The sequence below is a fragment of the uncultured Gilvimarinus sp. genome, from assembly GCF_963975215.1.
Lineage (GTDB): Bacteria > Pseudomonadota > Gammaproteobacteria > Pseudomonadales > Cellvibrionaceae > Gilvimarinus.
In genome coordinates this window covers 1-17,992 of the sequence record NZ_CAXBFW010000029.1, presented here as the reverse complement: position 1 = coordinate 17,992, position 17,992 = coordinate 1, and the positions used below count along the sequence as shown (strand labels likewise).

Here is a 17,992-nt window from a genome sequence, read left to right as displayed (position 1 = left end):
CCCGTTTATTTTTACGCTTTAGTGCTGGCGACCAAAAGCGGTCGCCGGTCGCCTAGCAGCAACTGTGTTCTAAGTCGTCATGGGCTGATAAGGCTCACCGGATCTGAACACAGTTGCTGCTAGCCCCTTACTGTTTTTATTACCCATTTTTAATGCTCATGGGCTTACTATGAATATCTCCAAATTTTTTGTGGATCGACCCATCTTTGCCGGTGTGATTTCACTGCTGATTTTTATCGCAGGGTTTCTCGCCATGTTCCAATTACCCATATCGGAGTACCCCGAGGTGTCGCCACCGTCGGTGGTGGTTAGCGCCTCGTACCCAGGTGCTAACCCCAAAGTGATTGCCGAAACCGTGGCCACACCGCTAGAAGAGCAACTGGCCGGCACCGAGAACATGTTGTATATGTCCTCACAGGCGACCACCGATGGCCGGTTGAATCTTACCGTGACTTTTAAAATTGGCAGCGATGTGGATTTAGCACAGCAAATGGTGCAAAACCGCGTCTCGCAAGCGCTGTCGCGTTTGCCCGAGGTCACCCGCCAGGCGGGTGTGACGGTGGTAAAAAGCTCGCCCGATTTAACGATGGTGGTGCATTTGATATCACCCGATAAAAGCTACGACGAACTGTATTTGCGCAACTATGCCGTGCTTAACGTAAAAGACGAGCTGGCTAAAGTAGCGGGTGTAGGGCAGGTGCGTTTGTTTGGCTCGGGCGATTACGCCATGCGGGTGTGGTTAAACCCAGAGAAAATCGCCGAGAAAAACCTCACCGCCACCGATGTGGTTAACGCCATACGCGAGCAAAATGTGCAAGTCGCCGCCGGTGTTATTGGCGGTGCGCCTATCACCAACTTGGTGGATATCCAGTTACCGGTTAATGCCAAAGGCCGTTTGGATAACCCCGAAGAGTTTAATGACATTATTATCCGCGCCGGACGCAACGGCGAAATTACACGGCTAAAGGATGTGGCGCGGGTCGAGCTGGGTGCGTCAGAGTTTAGTTTGGGCTCTATGCTGGATAACCAGCCTGCGGTGGCGATTCCGATTTTTCAGTCGCCGGGCGCCAATGCGATACAAATTTCTGACGATGTACGCGCGACCATGGCCGAGCTTAAAGAGCGCTTTCCGGAGGGGGTCGACTTTCGCGTGGTGTACGACCCTACCGTGTTTGTTAAAAGCTCAATCAACGCCGTCATTAAAACCTTGCTAGAAGCTCTGGCATTAGTCGTAATTGTGGTGATTGTATTCCTGCAAACCTGGCGCGCGTCGATTATTCCGTTGCTCGCGGTGCCGGTATCCATTGTGGGTACCTTCGCACTCATGTCAGCGTTTGGGTTTTCTATTAATACGCTGTCGTTGTTTGGTTTGGTGTTATCCATTGGTATTGTCGTCGATGATGCCATCGTTGTGGTCGAAAATGTCGAGCGAAACATCGAGGAGGGTTTAAGCCCGCTGAACGCTACCTACAAAGCGATGCAAGAGGTGAGTGGGCCGATTATTGCCATCTCGCTCACGCTTATCGCCGTGTTTGTGCCTATCGCCTTTGTCAGTGGTTTGACCGGGCAGTTCTACAAACAGTTTGCCCTAACCATTGCCATCTCAACCGTTATTTCGGCTATTAACTCGTTGACCTTAAGCCCGGCATTAGCCGCGTTACTGCTTAAGCCACACGATGCACCTAAAGATCGCCTAACCCGCGGTATCGATGCAGTATTTGGTCGGTTTTTTGACTGGTTTAACCGCAGTTTTAAGCGTGCTTCCAATGGTTACTCAAACCAAGTGGGCCGTTTGTTGGGCCGCAAAGGGCTAACGGTATTGGTATACGGGTTGTTATTAGCGGTTACCGTGGGCGAGTTTAATGCTATCCCCAAAGGCTTTGTGCCGGCGCAAGACAAACAGTATCTGATTGCCTTTGCCCAGCTGCCCGATGGCGCCACGCTTGAGCGCACTAACGCGGTTATCCGCGAGATGGGTGAGATCGGCCTGGCCGAGGCGGGTGTGGAAAACGCGGTGCAGTTTCCGGGCTTAAGCATCAATGGCTTTATGAACAGCTCCAGCGCCGGGATTGTTTTCTTCCCGCTCGCGGCCTTTGAACAGCGCCACGGCGAGGAACTGTCGGCCAGTGCCATTGCGCAGCGCTTGCAAATGAAGTTTGCCGGTATTGAAGAGGCGTTTATTGCCATCTTCCCGCCGCCACCGGTACAGGGTTTGGGCACCACCGGCGGCTTTAAACTGCAAATTGAAGATCGCGCGGGCCTCGGCTACGAGGCGCTTGCCGAGGTGGTTCAGCAAGTGCAGCAAAAAGCCTGGCAGCGCCCCGAGCTTGCCAGCGTGTACTCCAACTACAAAATCAACGTGCCGCAGCTGTACGCCGATTTAGACCGCACCAAGGCAAAGCAGTTAGGGTTAAACATTAAAGACATCTTCGACACCATGCAGATTTACCTGGGCTCGCTGTATGTGAATGATTTTAATCAGTTTGGTCGCACCTACCAAGTCATCGCCCAAGCGGATGCGCAATATCGCAATACGCCTTCCGATGCGATGGCGCTAAAAGTACGCAACGTGCAAGGCGATATGGTGCCATTGGGAACCGTGCTGACCATGGAAGAGAGTTACGGCCCCGAAAGTGCGACCCACTACAACGGTTATTTGTCGGCGGACTTAAACGGTAATGCCGCACCGGGTTACTCCAGTGGTCAGGCGCAGGATGCCATTACGGAAATTCTGAACGAAACCTTGCCCAGTGGCATTGAGTTTGAGTGGACTGATTTGACTTACCAAGAGGTGCTGGCCGGTAACACTGCCATTATTATTTTACCGCTGTGTTTGCTGTTGGTGTTTTTAGTGTTGGCCGCTCAGTACGAGAGTCTGGCTTTGCCTGTGGTGGTTGTGTTGATTGTGCCGCTGTCGATTTTGGCCGCGCTGTTTGGCGTGTGGTTAACCGATGGCGACAACAACATCTTTACCCAAGTGAGCTTGTTTGTATTGGCAGGGTTGGCGAGTAAAAACGCCATTTTAATTGTGGAGTTTGCGCGCGAGCTGGAGCAGCGCGGCATGGCCACTTTTGATGCAGCCGTTACGGCTAGCCGGATGCGCTTACGCCCAATCTTAATGACCTCGTTTGCCTTTATTATGGGCGTATTGCCCATGGTGTTCTCGACTGGTGCGGGCTCTGAAATGCGCAGCGTAATGGGTATCGCCGTGTTCTCGGGCATGCTGGGCGTAACCTTCTTTGGTTTGTTCTTTACGCCGGTGTTTTATGTGCTGCTGCGTAAGCTTGAGGGCCGCAGCTACGCAAAGGTCGATACTGATTCACAACCTGCAGGCGATACAACCGCATCCAGTGCGCTGCAACATCAGCCGCAGGGGTAAGGAGTTTTTATGAAACACACAACATCTTACGTTAAGTTAGTGGGGCTAGCCTTGCTGCCCCTGGCGATTGCCGCCTGCAGCTCGTTTAAATCACCCGACACTGTGCGTGATAGCGCGCAGTTGCCTATGCCGGATTCGAGCTTTGCGCTGCCGGTCGAGGCAACCGAGGCGCAGCCCATTGCCGCCTGGTGGTCGCAATTTAACGATGCGCCATTAAACCGATTGGTCGCCAGTGCGCTTACGCACAACCACAGTGTGCGTATCGCCGCGGCCTCGCTAGCCGAGTCGCGCGCTTATTTACGCGAGAGCAAGTTTGATCGCTACCCGACGGTCGAAGCCGAGCTAAATACCACCCGTCAGCGCCAAAGCGCCGATGTGGTGGGCGAGGCGGGCTCGCGTATCAGCCAAACCTACGCCACCGGCTTTGACGCCAGTTGGGAGCTCGACCTTTTTGGCCGGGTGCGTAACGGCGTGCGCGAATCACAAGCGCTGGCGGCCGCCAGCGAGGCGGATTTACACGCGGCTCAGGTAAGCGTTAGCGCCGAGGTGGCAAGCGCCTATGTTAACTTGCGCGGTTTTCAGTACCTGTTGGATGTAGCGGCGCAAAACGTGGCGATACAGCGTCAAACACTAAACCTCACACAGCGCTACTTTGAAGTGGGCCTGGGGGATGAGCTAAACGTGGCTCGGGCTAAATCGCAATTAGAGCTTACCCGCGCCCGCGTACCCAGCATTGAGGCCCAAATTAATACCTCGCTCAATCGGCTGCAGGTTTTAACCGGGCGTAAACTGCCCGAGCTAAAAAACCAATTGGCCGAGGTGCAACCACTGCCGAGTTTGCCTGCGACCTTTGCCGTGGGCGACCCGCAAAGTATGCTGCAGCGCCGCCCGGATATTCACCGTGCCGAGCAGGCATTGGCGGCGTCGGTGGCGCAATACAATATCCGCGTGGCCGATTTGTACCCCAGTATCAGCATTACCGGTGGCTTGGGGTATTTATCCAGCGATTGGTCGCGCTTGGGCGACAGCGTAACCTCGACCTTCTTGTTTGCCCCACAAATTCGCTGGGCCGCGTTTAACATGGGCCGGGTTAACGCCGAGATTGATGCCGCCGATGCACGCACCCAAGCACGCTTAGCCGAGTTTGAGCAAAGCGTACTGCTCGCGCTGGAAGAGACTGACAACAGCTTGCAAAACTACACCCGCGAAGAGCAACGCCGCGCCGGCTTACAGCAAGCGGCTAAAGCCAGCACTAAGGCGGCCGATTTAGCCGGGCGCAAGTTCGAGCTAGGCAATGGCGATTTTTTAACCGTGCTGGATGCTCAGCGCTCGCAGTTAGACGTAAGCGCTCAGTTAGCGCAAAGTGATATTCAGGTGCTGTTGAACTTGATTGCGGTATACAAATCGTTGGGAGGTGGCTGGGAGGCCGCCGAACAGTTGGCCGGAATGTAACCGAGAGGGGCGCCCGCGCCCCGCGCTTTTCATCTACGTTAGATCCGCGTTACGACTGACTCGTTTTTTAACCGCCTAAATGGCCCCGCCGTAATATTACTCGATGGCGGGGCAACCCCTTCCGTTACAATTCTTTTGCGATCTTCGCTTTGCGTACCAGCTGAATAAACTCGGTGCGGTAGCCGTACAAGTCTTCTCCTTTGCTCGCTTGGGCCATGGCAATGATGTCGTCATAGCTTAACTCGTGAAGGTATACGCTGCCTGTAAGTTTTTGACCAAACCCAGCGACGGCGATGGCAAAGTTTACTTCGTTAAGTAACGCTTGATCCACTGGTTTGTCGTCCGCGGTGATGGCCTGCTCTAACAGTTGCGATGTACTTTGCTCGGGTAATTTGTAGCGCAGTTTTAAATAACCATATTCACTGCTGTTTTCTGTGTCAGGTTCTGGGTTTTTTCCGTAACGGTTGGGATCAATCAATTGCGCATCCGAGTCGGTCAGTGTCAGCTCGTATAGGGCGGTTACGCTGTGGCCGGCGCCGATATCGCCAGCATCGACTTTATCGTTGTTAAAATCCTCGCGGTTTAGTATCCGGGTTTCGTAACCGATGAGCCGATACTCGGCGATTTTGTCAGGGTTAAATTCCAGCTGAATTTTTACATCCTTAGCAATCGGAAAGAGTGCCGAATTGGCCTCTTGTACCAGCACTTTCTGCGCTTCGCCTAGGGTGTCTAGATAGGCCGCTACACCGTTGCCGTTTTGCGCCAGGGTTTGCATCAGCTCGTCGTTGTAATTGCCTTGGCCAAAGCCCAACACACTGAGAAATATCCCTTGGTTTCGTTTTCGTTCGATGTAACCCTTGAGCTGTTCGGTATCGCTAATGCCCACATTAAAGTCACCATCGGTGGCGAGTATTACGCGGTTAATCGCGTTGTCATCAAAGTTGGCCTCGGCTAACTGGTACGCTTGCTGGATACCCTGGGCGCCAGCGGTTGAGCCACCGGCCTGCAAGTTGCGCAGCGCGGCCAGAATTTTTTGTTTGTCTTTAACGGCGGTCGGCTCAAGTACAGTGCCGGCGGCGCCGGCGTACACCACGATGGCAACGGTGTCATCGGGTTTTAAACTGCCCAGTAGCATATCCATCGATTGTTTAACCAGCGGCAGTTTGTCGGGGCTGTTCATTGAGCCGGATACATCCAATAGAAACACCAAGTTGGTTTTGGGTACCTTTTGGCCGCTTAGATCGTACCCTTTGATACCGATATGCAGCAGTTTTTTACCCTCCGCCCACGGTGAATCGGTAACAGCAATGCTGGGTAAAAAGGGTTGCTCACGGTTTTGCGGAGTGGGGTAGGCGTAATCGAAGTAGTTAAGCATCTCTTCCACGCGTACCGCATTTTTTGCCGGGAGTACCCCGCTGTTTAACTGTCGGCGAACAAAGCTGTAAGACGCGGTATCGACATCCACTGAAAAGGTCGACACCGGCGCCTCAAGGGTGCGTTTAACCGGGTTTTCCTGTTGCTCAGAGAATTTATCACGGTTTTGTGCCATTGGTCGCGGCAATGAGTCAGATCCTGTGGGCGCCCTCATATTTAGAACCGTACCGTGTGCGAAATCCATACTGGCCTTTTGAGGTGCTTGTATAGGCGCGGACGCAGGGGCAGCATGGCTACCTTCTACAACCCTTCTGGGTTCTCCTCTGACCACTAATTCTTCGATCATTACATCTTCTATCATTGGCGCGCGGGCGGCGGCGTCCTTTGAGCTCGACAGTTTTATATCAGTAAGTGTCACCTCGCTTTCGTCAATCGATGGTGGAGAGACGGTTAGTAGGGCAGGTAGGACAATAAAAAGCCCGAGGACGGTAACACTGGCGGCCGCGAGGCCGGCAAATAGTGTGCGTGTGGTAGATGAAGTCATAGCAATGCTCCTGAAGGTTGCGTCTTTAATAAGACGTAACCGCTGCCAAAATCCTTGGCTGCTGGAGCGATTATTTTCTGGGTTGCCTTGGCTCGCCTGGTGCTCTTGTTCAAACGCCTCCAGTGCATCGCGCATGGCGGCCTGCCGGGCGCTGGGCTCGGAGGGGGGAATCTGTTGCTGTTGCAGTAATTTATCGATATCGGTCATGATGTGTGCGCCCCATCGGTTGATGCGAGCTGCTTTCGCATATGGTGTAAACGCCAGGAAATGGTGGATTCTTTTACGCCGAGTATCTCGGCGGCCTCGCGGTGGTTAAAGCCTTCAGCCAACACTAAAATAGCGGTCTCACGCAATCCTTCGCCCATGTCATCCAGCTGTTTAAGTATCTGTTGCAGATAAACCTGTGACTCCTCCTGCGCCGAGTCGCTGGGGTGGTCTGCGGTATCGCCGGCATGTTGATGGCGACCGTCTTGGCGCTGCCAGTCCTGAGCGGTGTTGATGACCAGACGGTACAGCCAGGTACTAAAGGCCGAGCGGTGCTGAAACTGCTTAATGGCGCGGGCCAGTTTTATACAACATTGCTGGGTAATATCTTCGGCGGCCTCGCGCTTGGCGCACCAGCGAAACGCAAACCGATAGATTACATCGTAGTGGGCCTCAAGCAGTTCGCTAAACGCCTCCGTCTCGCCGGCCTGAGCGCGGCGGATAAGTTGGCTGAGGTTGTCTGAATCCATAGATTTACCGTAGCGCTATTTATGAGTAAGACGTTACGAGTCGCAAAATCCTTGGCGCTCGCCTAAATTTTTATGTTGTAACTGCCATTGGTGGCTTACGGCACAGTATACATGCCTAAAAAATAGGCAGCGGCAACCAAAGCCAGGCGGTAACGCTAAGCCATAGGCATTAAAGCTTTTTAGGCCGCAATAGTTGTGACTCGCCTTTAACTTCCGTGAGCAGGGCCTTAACGTCAGCACGCGGGTCCATCCACTTGTGGGCTAACTCATCACTTAAGCTAACCGGCATACGGTTATGAATGGCGCTGAAGCTGGCCGAAGCCGGCTGAGTTAAAATCGAGCAGCTCCATAGCTCTTCCTTCCAACAATCCCAAATGGCGGCGAGCTTAAATACGCCATTGGTCTCGACATAGTAGGGCTGTTTCCCCTCAGGTTCGCTCTTCCACTCCATAAACGCGGCCGCGGGCACAATCGCACGGCGGTATCGTATCGGGTCGCGATAGGCTTTACTGCGTAACACATTTTCGACTCTGGCATTAAACATAGCAAAGCGCTGATTGGGCGGATCGGGCGACCAATGTGGGTGAAGCCACCAGCGCATGGGGCCCATATGGGTGCCTTCTTCATCCCGGAACAACACGGGTACGGCTTGAGTCGGGCTGATGTTGTCTACCGTGGGTAGCTTAACGTTGCGCACGCCAAAGCTCGATAAAAAGGCTTCGACGTCTTTTGATGGCGCTATAAATAGTCGTCCGCACATAACGGGATAAAACTCCTCGGCTTAACGCTAAAAATCGCTCTACATTGTGGCGTGCTTCAGCGTCGTGTAACTCGATTGACCTGCGCTATTGTAACGAACTTAGTGCCGTGGTTGGTTTGTCAAAAAAGCCTTGCCGTCGCTATCGTGTAATTCTCTGTAATTTTAGCCTTTGCGGCCCTCTGGCATGATGAGGTAACCATCAAAAAAGCGTTAAACCGTGTGTTGCCACACCACTTTAACTTACGGCAGATTGATAATTTTTAACTGTCGGCGCGGCTTGTTTGAAGCAGAACGGGCAGTATCCGTACGTTGGCCGTAACGGTTTTGGTTGGTATTAGTACCTGCGCATTGTTTTCAGGAACACCACTAGAGGGAATTGATATGAAAAAAAACCGCGTACTCTTGATCGCCGGAGCCGGCTTGTTGCTGGCCGCTTGCGATGGCGGCAAGGGTGAAACCGTTAACCTACAAAGCTCTGCGGCTTTGGCCTCTTCATCGTCTTCACCGGTCGATGAGCCGTTAAGCCCTGATATTCCCCCTAAAGAGCCTTTTGGCGGCACGGTTAGCATAGAGTCGTTACAGCGCGATTTTGATATTTTTTCGTGGCAATCGTTTATTGCGCTTAACTGGCCCGCCGATGCCGGGGGCAACCCACTGACGGGCGTTACCATCGGTGAACAGCCAGGCGCCATGCGCGTATGGCAGTACTACAAAGAAAGCCGCGATATATTTTTACCCGAAGGTGCAAAGCCGCCCGGTTGGGATCAGCCTTTTCCGCCGCCGGCCAGCTGTGGCAACGATGCCACTAAACCCTTGTTGCGCCAGGTAGGCAAAACCCCCAACGTGCTGGATGAAAGTGCCGAGCCGTTTCAAACCGGCCCTTTGATCGACCAAAACGGTCAATACACCCGCTACGAGATATTAACCAATCAGGTGATGTTTGATTATATCTTAGACAACGATTTGTACAGCAAAGCGGGGCAAACGGAATTTGATGCGAAGGCCGAGTTCCCTTTTGGTAGCGACACAGAGGTAGGCTCGATAATGCTAAAAGCCGCCTGGAAGGTGATGGGCGAGGGCGACGACCCGAGCCTGTTTTATACCACCGAAGCCTATGTTTACAACAACCCCCATGAAAATTCCGGGGTGACTGCAGCTTGCCAGTTGCAGCGTGTGGGCTTGGTTGGGTTTCATATTGGCACTAAAGTCGAGAATAACCCGCAGTGGATTTGGTCCACCTTTGAGCACGTAAACAACGCGCCCACTCAGGGCCAAACGCCCGATAAAGACCATTACAACTACTACAGCCCCGACTGTGCCGACGGTGGCGTTGACTGCACCGCCGTTAACGAGCCGCCACCGCGGCCCTGGAACCCCGCCAATAAAAACACTCCGCCCAGCCAAATCGAACGGGTGATCCCCATCGCGGATGATACCGCCGAGCTTAATCGGCAATACCAGCAAAAACTGCAAGCGGCGGTGCCCGGCACTGTATGGGCCAACTACGAGTTGATTAGCACCCAGTGGCCAACCGCTGCCGGCGATGTAACCGACGAGACGGGCGTACCTGCACCGACGTTTTTAGCCAATACCACGCTCGAAACTTATATTCAGGGGCGGGTAAAACAAACCTCATCAAGCTGTATCCAGTGTCACAATAATGCGGCTATGACTAACGGCAAAAAGTCGGATTTTACTTACTTGCTTGAGCGCGCTCAGTAACTACCAGGAGATTACTATGTCTAGTATGGATAATTTTGTCGGGCTGAGCGTCGTGCTGACAGGCTTTGCCGAAAGTGTCTTAAGCCCTCAGTTAGATGAGGTCAATATCAAAGCCGAGTACTTGCCGGTGTGGATTGAGCAAGTGGCCAGTGAATCGGGCGACAACCAATTGCCCGAAAAAATTCTCAGCCGCTACCAGACGCTGCGTGAGCAAACGCCCGCACTTACCGATCAGCAAATCGGTGAGCAGATGCTTAGCGACTCGCAAGGTGCGGCGTTTGTGTTGGCGTGCCGCCAGCTGATTTTTTTGTGGTACATGGGTGCCTGGCCCACCGTGCAAGAAGCGCCGGGTACTGATACCGGGGGGCGTACCGATTTTCACACGCTGTTCTCTAAAAGTTATACCTCGGGCTTGGTGTGGCGGGTAATGCAGGCGCACCCCATGGGCGACTCAAATTATAGTTACGGCTACTGGGGCGAGCCGCCCGCTGCGCTGAATAACTACACCGGCCAACAATAAGGATTAAGGAGCAGATCATGAGTGACAGTGATGTTTATGATGTGGTGATTGTCGGGGCCGGTATCGCCGGTGCGATTGTTGCCCACGAGTTGGGCAAAGCAGGCAAAAAAGTATTAATACTGGAAGGTGGCCCCAAAGTGCCGCCCGATCGCTCGGGTTATATGGAAACGTTTTACAAAGCCAATGCCAAAACCCCCGAATCGCCATACCCGCCGGCCACCCAGGCGGCCGTACCGGCGACCGCTGATAACCCCTTGGGGTTGCCGGACCCGGCCGCTGAAAACACGCCGCGCTATACCGTGTTACAGGTAGACGCCTGGCGCAAGAAAACCCAAAGCTATTTTGATTACACCGAACAAGAGGCGGGATTAACCGGGACCAGCTTAAACGCCAAGTTTGCCTTTGCCAGCTCTTACGAGCGGGTAGGGGGCGGCACCACCTGGCACTGGCTGGGTACCTGTTTGCGGTTATTCCCCGAGGATTTTCAGTTAAAAACCCTGTATGACCAGGGCGTCGATTGGCCCGGCGGCGCGGATTTTTATTACGACTTGGTGCCGTTTTACGAAAAAGCCAATCGTGTCATTGGCGTCTCGGGCGATAAGCCGTCGCTCGAGCAAGTGTACCAACAATACAACGTGGAGCCGACCGGCCAGTATGGCGCCGAGTATGATTTTGCCATGCCGGGCATTGTGCCGAGCCTGCAGGATGATTTGTACAGCAAGTCGCTGGGCGCCATGAGCTACGACGGCAACCCGGTGTATGTAACGCCAACACCCCAGGGGCGCAATTCGGTACCCCATCAAAACCGGCGCCAGTGTGCCGGCAATACCAACTGTATTCCTATTTGCCCCATCCAGGCCAAGTACGACGCGACAGTAACGCTTGCGGATGCACAGCAAACCGGCAATGTGGACATTCGCTATCAGCATGTTGCCAGTAATATTCAGTTGGCGGCTGACGATAGCGTCTGTGGCATCGACTATCTTGTGTACGATCAGCCCAACGGTATTGCCACCGGCTCGGGCACCGTGCAAGCAAAGGCTTATGTGTTGGCCGCGCACGCCATCGAAACGCCTAAGCTTTTGTTAATGTCCAATAAAAACCCGGGCTTTGAGTGTGGCGTTGCCAACAAGCACGATCAGGTAGGGCGGCACTTAATGGACCACATTATGTATTTGGGCTGGGGTTTGGCAAAAGACCCCATGTACCCTTACCGTGGGCCTTTGGCGACCTCGGGCATCGAGTCGCTGCGCGACGGTGAGTTTCGCCGCGAGCGCTCGGCCTACCGGGTCGAGATTGGCAACGAGGGCTGGCAGTGGGCCGCCAACGACCCGGGCACAACCCTGGCTGATTTTGTGTTTGGTCAAAACAACTCGCAGCTAAACGGCAACTCGGTGAATGAGCAGGGCCAGCCACTGCGTTGGAATAGCAGTGCACAACCTTTTTCCAAATTGTTTGGCGCCGAGTTGGTGCAAACCCTTAATCAGGTTTACACCCGCCAGATGCGTTTGGGCTATTTGATCGAGCAGTTGCCCGACCCGGATAATCGCGTGCAGTTGTCGGCTGACTTAAAAGACAACTTAGGTTTGCCGAGGCCATTGGTCACCTACCGCTTGGGCTCCGATTACGAGCGCAAGAGTTTTGTTTCGGCTAAAAAACTCACCACCGAGCTGTTTAACAAAGTTGGCGCTACCGAGTACACCAAAGCACCGGGCGACCCGGTGTTTTATAAAACCGACGGCGGGCCCGAAGTTACCTCCACCAGTTTTCAGTACACCGATGATGACGGCACCACCCATAACTTTAAGTTTTACGGCGCCGGCCACATTGTGGGGACGTACCGCATGGGCACCTCGCCCGAGAACTCGGTATTAAACTCGCGCCAGCAATCCTGGGATCACAGCAACTTGTACATGGTGGGCAGTGGGGTGTTCCCGACCATTGCCACTGGCAACCCAACGCTAACCATTGCCGCACTGGCTTTGCAGGCAGCGGAGAATATTAAACAGGATTTGGTATGAGTGTAGGGGGTCGCTAAGCCCTGCGTTAAAAGCCCCAGAAACACTGGGGCTTTTTTGTGGCTGAACGGTGAACGCGCAAAAGGCGGGTGGCGATAGGGCGGTTGACACTTAATAAACCATTTTATTTGTTGTTGGTTCTCTTTTGGTAATGATAATGGTTGTTATTTGTGTTATTGTGCGCCCCAGTTTTGACCCATAACTGTTTGGAGCGCCTTCGTGAACTATAAACTTCTCCCTCTCTCTGCGGCCATATTGCTGTGTACCCACGCGCAACTCGGCCTGGCTCAGGATGCAGCCAGTGACAACGCACCGCAGATCAGCCCCAAGGAAGGCTCTATCGAAGAAATCACCGTCACCGGTAAGTACGCCGTTGAGCAAACATTGGATACCGCCACGGGCCTCGGTTTAACGCTGCAAGAGACGCCTCAGTCGGTATCAATCCTGACCTTTGAGCGGATGCAAGACCAGAACATTACCACCATCTTAGAGGCGGTAAACAATGCCGTAGGCGTTAGCTCAGCCGAGGTGGATAACGTACGCAATAACTTTTACTCGCGCGGCTTTCGCATCGACAGTTACCAGATTGATGGCGTACCCACCTCGTGGAGCTTAGGGGGCGACTCGGGTGAGACCGTCGCCGATACCGCCATTTATGAGCGGGTAGAGTTTGTCCGGGGTGCCACCGGTTTGTTAACCGGGGTGGGCGACCCTTCGGCCTCTATTAACCTTGTGCGCAAACACGCCGATAGCCGCGATTTAAACGGTTTTATCGAGGTCGCGACCGGCAGCTGGGATAAAAAACGCCTGACCGCCGATGTGGCCACAGGGTTAAACGACAGCGGCTCGATTCGCGGCCGCGTGGTGGGGCGTTATCTGGAGGGTGAATCTCATGTGGATTACTATGAAGACGACAAAAGCGTTTTTTACGGCGTGCTTGAGGCCGATTTAACCGACAACACAGTATTCAGCGTTGGTAGCAGCTATCAGCACAGCGACCCTAAAAGTACCGTGTGGGGCGCGTTGCCTACCTTCTTCTCCGATGGCAGCAAAGCCGATTGGGATGTTTCCAAAACCACCGCCATGGACTGGAACCGTTGGGAAACCACCAACACCAATTACTTTGCCAGTATCAACCATATGTTTAATAACGGTTGGGAGTTGCTCGCCAACTACAATCACCTAACCTATGAAAACGACACCAAGTTGCTTTACGTGTACGGCTCGCTGGATAAAGATACCGGTGCCGGCTTAAACGCGCAGCGCTATCGCAGTGACGGCGAATCTAAGCAAGACAGTTTTGATGTGCAGTTAAAAGGCGACTTCGGCCTGTTTAACCAAACCCACGATTTTGTGTTGGGTGCACTCTACAGCGAGCAAGCCGCCGAAACCTTTACTCAGGAGCCATTGGGTGGTGATCCGAGTGGCGACTATGATCGGGTAGACGTCGATAACTTTTACGAGTGGGGCGATTTGCACGAGCCCGAGTGGTCAGACGAGCGCACCCAGTCGCAAGATATCGAGACCGAGCAGCGCGGTTACTACGCCGCAACCCGCCTCTCGGCCACCGATAAGCTCAAGTTTATTGTCGGCGGCCGTGTTGCCACCTGGTTGCGCACCGGCTTTGACTGGAGCGGAAACGTGGATTACGGCAACGAGGATGAATTTATTCCTTATGCCGGCGCGCTGTACGATGTAACTGAAGCTCACCGCGTGTACGCCAGCTACACCGAAATTTTTAAACCGCAAAGCAACCGCGACGTTAACGGCCAGTTCTTGGACCCGTTAATAGGCAAGAGCGCCGAGATCGGTTTAAAAAGCCGCTTCCTGAATGATCGTTTAAACACCACCGTGGCTTTGTTTGATATTCAGCAAGATAACCTGGCGCAGCTGGACACCGATTTTATCGGTACGCCCGATCAGATGTCGGCTTACTATCCAGCCGAGGGCACCCAAAGCAGCGGGGTAGAGTTGGAGGTTGTGGGTCAGCCCATCGATGGCTGGAATATCAGCGCCGGATACTCGCAATACACAGTCGAGGACGCCGATGGTAATGACATAAACACCGGCATCCCCACCAAGATCTTTAAGCTGTTTACCTCCTACGAGTTTGACGGCTCACTGCAGGGGTTAATGCTCGGTGGCGGTGTTAACTGGCAAAACGAGACTTACTCTGAGGGTACTACCCCCGCCGGTAACCCCGACCGGTTTGAGCAGGATTCGTATGTGCTGGCCAACTTAATGGCGCGCTACGCCTTTACCGATGATCTGAGCGTACAGTTTAATGCCGCCAATATCACTGACGAAAAGTACTACTCGCAGGTGGGGCAGTTCAGCTCGTACCGCTATGGTACGCCACGCAACTATACGCTTAGCTTAAACTACCGCTTTAACTAAAAGCACACAGCTCCCGGGGTATTATGCTCGCCCCGGGGCCTCCTTCCGCTTGCCTCTATTATTTTACGGTTACCTCCCTACAGTGCTGTCTGTACCTTGCGTGCTGCAATACGCGGTGTATCGGTCGGTGTCAACGGGGTAAACAAGATAAAACAGAAGGGATGGGGGCCGATAAGCCCCCGGTGTTACGTTACTTATTAGCCGCTTCGCGCATGTCCATAATCGGCATGGTGGCGCTGCCTAAAATGGTGGCGGGTAGCTTGCCGTCCCAGGCTTGTGCCTCGGTTAATTTTACAATCAAGGGATTGTCACGCAGCGCGCGCGCTTTTGCCTCAATGGCTTTTGCTTCGGCCTCACCTTTAAGCAGTATTGATTGTGCTTCGGCTTCGGCTACTTTAATAATCCCCTGGGCTTGGGCGTCGGCGGTGTTTACTTCGCGCAGGGCCTCTAAACGCTGCCGCTCGAGCTTATGCTCTTCCGCGGCGGCCAGGTTTTTTTCGGTTTGTTTGGTTTCAATCGATTGAATGTACTTGCTGGGCAGTACGATATTTTCAATCTGAATGTTATCGACGATTACCGGAAACTCTGACATCTCTTCGATTAAGCGGGTTTCGATTCCGGTAATGGCCAGAGCGCGATCCTGAATTAACTGTTCGGCCTCAAACTTGGGAATAGTGTCTTTGGTGGCCGAGCGAAAACGTGGGTCGAGAATACGCTGCTCGAACTGTAGCAGACCACCGTACCGGCGAAACAGCTCCAGTGCCGCCTCTTTGTTAACGGTCCAGTTTACCGAGACCTCGACGGTTACCGGCATTTGCTCGGCGGTACTGCTGGCCATTTTCTCGCCGTTTTTACGGGTGCGCACCTCTATGGATTCGACCGAGTCCATAAAAGGCACTTTAAAGTGTAAGCCGGGGTTCTCTTGATACTTGGCCTCGCCAAAGCGTTTTACAATACCGACGTGACCCTCCTCGACGGTATAGACAGAACCCATAGCGACGATGAGTACGACTAACGCCAAAATACCGGAGGCAATCCATTTAACATTGAGCTGTTTTTGAAACATAACGCAAACGTCCTTTTTGATGTGATCCAATGATTTTTATTATTCGCTAAGCGGCGGGCGGTTGTTTGATGGTGCCGCTTAGCGCTATAGGGTGAGTGAGATTAATGTCACTCACCCTAGGTGTCAATTGTTTACCCCTGCAGCCCTTTACTCGCCAAATATTCATCGTAGCTACCCGAGAAGTCGATAATTTTATTATCGGTGATTTCTAAAATACGGGTGGCAACCGACGAGACAAACTCCCGGTCGTGGCTGACAAAAATTAGGGTGCCGGGGTAGTTCTCCAGCGCCACATTCAGCGACTCGATCGATTCCATGTCCAGGTGGTTGGTGGGTTCGTCCAGCAGCATAACGTTGGGCTTTTGCAGAATTAGCCGGCCAAAAATCATGCGGCCTTGCTCACCACCGGAGATAACTTGCACGCGTTTATTGATGTCGTCGTTGCTAAACAGTAACCGGCCCAGCGTACCGCGAATCAGCTGTTCATCGCCGTTAACCGGCTTAAACTGGCTCATCCACTCAAACAGTGTCTCGTTGTTGGCAAAGTCGCTGGTGTGATCTTGCGCGTAGTGGCCGATCTTCACATTCTCGGACCACTTAACCGTGCCTTCATCAGGGGTAAGCTCGCCCAGTAGCGTGCGCAGTAACGTGGTTTTACCTGCGCCGTTCTCGCCAATAATCGCAATGCGTTCACCCACCTCAACCATTAAATCAAACGGCTTAAATAGCGGGCCCTCGTCAAAGCCTTTACTTAAGTTGTGCACCTCCAGTGCTAAGCGGTGCAGCTTTTTGTCTTGCTCAAAGCGAATAAACGGGTTTACCCGGCTTGAGGGCTTAATGTCTTCAAGCTGAATTTTATCGATTTGTTTGGCGCGCGAGGTAGCCTGCTTGGCTTTAGAGGCGTTGGCCGAAAAACGGCTAACAAACGCTTGCAGCTCGGCGATTTGCGTTTTCTTTTTGGCGTTGTCGGCGTATTGGCGTTCGCGCACAGCGGTCGCGGCGGTCATGTAGTCGTCGTAGTTACCGGGGTAGAGACGAATCTCGCCATAGTCGACGTCGGCCATATGGGTGCACACACTGTTTAAAAAGTGCCGGTCGTGCGAGATGATCACCATGGTGCTGTTGCGCTGGTTGAGTGTTTCGCTCAACCAGTGAATGGTGTGAATATCCAGGTTGTTGGTCGGCTCATCCAGCAGCAGTACATCCGGGTCCGAGAACAGCGCTTGGGCCAATAGCACCCGCAGCTTCCAGCCGGGGGCGATTTCGCTCATGGGGCCAAAATGCTGCTCGACCCCAATACCCAAGCCAATCAGCAGCTCACCGGCGCGAGATTCGGCGGTGTAGCCGTCCATCTCGGCAAACTCGGTTTCTAGGTGGGCAACGCGAATACCGTCTTCTTCGCTCATCTCGGGCGAGTTGTAAATACGGTCGCGCTCTTCTTTGACGGCCCACAGCTCGGCGTGGCCCATAATCACGGTGTCCACCACCGAGTACTGCTCAAAGGCAAACTGATCCTGACGCAGCTTACCGATACGCTCGCCTGGGTCGAGCGAGACGTTGCCGGCGCTCGGCACCAAATCGCCCCCCAGAATCTTCATAAAAGTGGACTTGCCGCAGCCGTTGGCGCCAATTAAGCCGTAACGGTTGCCGTTGCCGAATTTAACCGAAACGTCTTCAAATAACGGCTTGGCGCCGAATTGCATAGTGATATTGGCGGTAGTGAGCACGCGAGATCCTGTTGTGGGAGGGATGTTTATCGGGCACAGACGTGTATCTGGTCGGTGCTATTGCAAGAAGCGCGCGATTGTCCCAGAACTGGGTGGATACATCAACGGTAAAGGTGTGAAGATGCCGCTAAGGCGGGGTTTCAGCGTGATACCGGCCTTTTAGCTACGGAGTGCTTGGGGTGCCATACGATTACATTGGTTGGTTACGGCTTTGTGTGCCCTCAGTCGCCGGGCGGGCGAGTCCCTTTTTGTAATGCGACGAAAAAGGGACGAAAAAACGCACCCCGGCAGCTCAGCCC

The 17,992-nt window shown here is 53.5% G+C and carries 11 protein-coding genes; 6 read left to right on the top strand and 5 right to left on the bottom strand.

Annotation, left to right across the window (positions count from 1 at the left end; genetic code table 11):
- The first annotated feature begins 169 nt into the window (after window positions 1-169).
- On the top strand, window positions 170-3,379 hold the full coding sequence (locus AAC019_RS15060) for a multidrug efflux RND transporter permease subunit (RefSeq protein ID WP_339899967.1): 3,210 nt from the start codon (window positions 170-172) through the stop codon (window positions 3,377-3,379).
- 9 nt (window positions 3,380-3,388) lie between these two features.
- On the top strand, window positions 3,389-4,831 hold the full coding sequence (locus AAC019_RS15055; protein ID WP_339899966.1) for an efflux transporter outer membrane subunit: 1,443 nt from the start codon (window positions 3,389-3,391) through the stop codon (window positions 4,829-4,831).
- Between the two features lie 124 nt (window positions 4,832-4,955).
- Here AAC019_RS15055 and AAC019_RS15050 read toward each other — a convergent pair whose 3' ends face one another.
- The 3 genes from AAC019_RS15050 to AAC019_RS15040 form a co-directional block, all read right to left on the bottom strand.
- Window positions 4,956-6,956 (bottom strand): VWA domain-containing protein, encoded by a 2,001-nt coding sequence (locus AAC019_RS15050; protein WP_339899965.1) that lies wholly within the window; start codon window positions 6,954-6,956, stop codon window positions 4,956-4,958.
- Window positions 6,953-7,483 carry an RNA polymerase sigma factor gene (locus AAC019_RS15045; protein ID WP_339899964.1) on the bottom strand — a complete coding sequence of 177 codons (531 nt, stop codon included), beginning with the start codon at window positions 7,481-7,483 and terminating at the stop codon, window positions 6,953-6,955. Before AAC019_RS15045 ends, AAC019_RS15050 begins: the two co-directional genes overlap by 4 nt.
- 169 nt (window positions 7,484-7,652) lie before the next feature.
- Window positions 7,653-8,243: an SOS response-associated peptidase gene (locus AAC019_RS15040; RefSeq protein WP_339899962.1), complete on the bottom strand. Its 591-nt coding sequence runs from the start codon at window positions 8,241-8,243 to the stop codon at window positions 7,653-7,655.
- 381 nt (window positions 8,244-8,624) lie between these two features.
- On the opposite strand from AAC019_RS15040, the gene AAC019_RS15035 reads away from it, so the two are divergent.
- From AAC019_RS15035 to AAC019_RS15020, 4 genes are all read left to right on the top strand, one after another.
- Window positions 8,625-9,965, top strand: a complete 1,341-nt coding sequence (locus AAC019_RS15035; RefSeq protein WP_339899960.1) for a hypothetical protein — start codon at window positions 8,625-8,627, stop codon at window positions 9,963-9,965.
- A 16-nt stretch (window positions 9,966-9,981) separates the two neighbouring features.
- Complete coding sequence (locus AAC019_RS15030; protein ID WP_339899958.1) at window positions 9,982-10,485, top strand: hypothetical protein; 504 nt, start codon at window positions 9,982-9,984, stop codon at window positions 10,483-10,485.
- A 17-nt stretch (window positions 10,486-10,502) separates the two neighbouring features.
- Window positions 10,503-12,506 (top strand): GMC family oxidoreductase, encoded by a 2,004-nt coding sequence (locus AAC019_RS15025; RefSeq protein ID WP_339899956.1) that lies wholly within the window; start codon window positions 10,503-10,505, stop codon window positions 12,504-12,506.
- Window positions 12,507-12,722: 216 nt separating this feature from the next.
- Window positions 12,723-14,900, top strand: coding sequence for a TonB-dependent siderophore receptor (locus AAC019_RS15020; RefSeq protein WP_339899954.1), 2,178 nt, complete (start codon window positions 12,723-12,725; stop codon window positions 14,898-14,900).
- Window positions 14,901-15,090: 190 nt separating this feature from the next.
- Here AAC019_RS15020 and AAC019_RS15015 read toward each other — a convergent pair whose 3' ends face one another.
- Window positions 15,091-15,966, bottom strand: coding sequence for a prohibitin family protein (locus AAC019_RS15015; protein ID WP_339899953.1), 876 nt, complete (start codon window positions 15,964-15,966; stop codon window positions 15,091-15,093).
- Between the two features lie 131 nt (window positions 15,967-16,097).
- The gene (locus AAC019_RS15010; RefSeq protein ID WP_339899951.1) at window positions 16,098-17,693 is read right to left on the bottom strand and encodes an ABC-F family ATPase; all 1,596 of its coding nucleotides are present in this window, start codon (window positions 17,691-17,693) and stop codon (window positions 16,098-16,100) included.
- Between the last annotated feature and the right edge of the window lie 299 nt (window positions 17,694-17,992).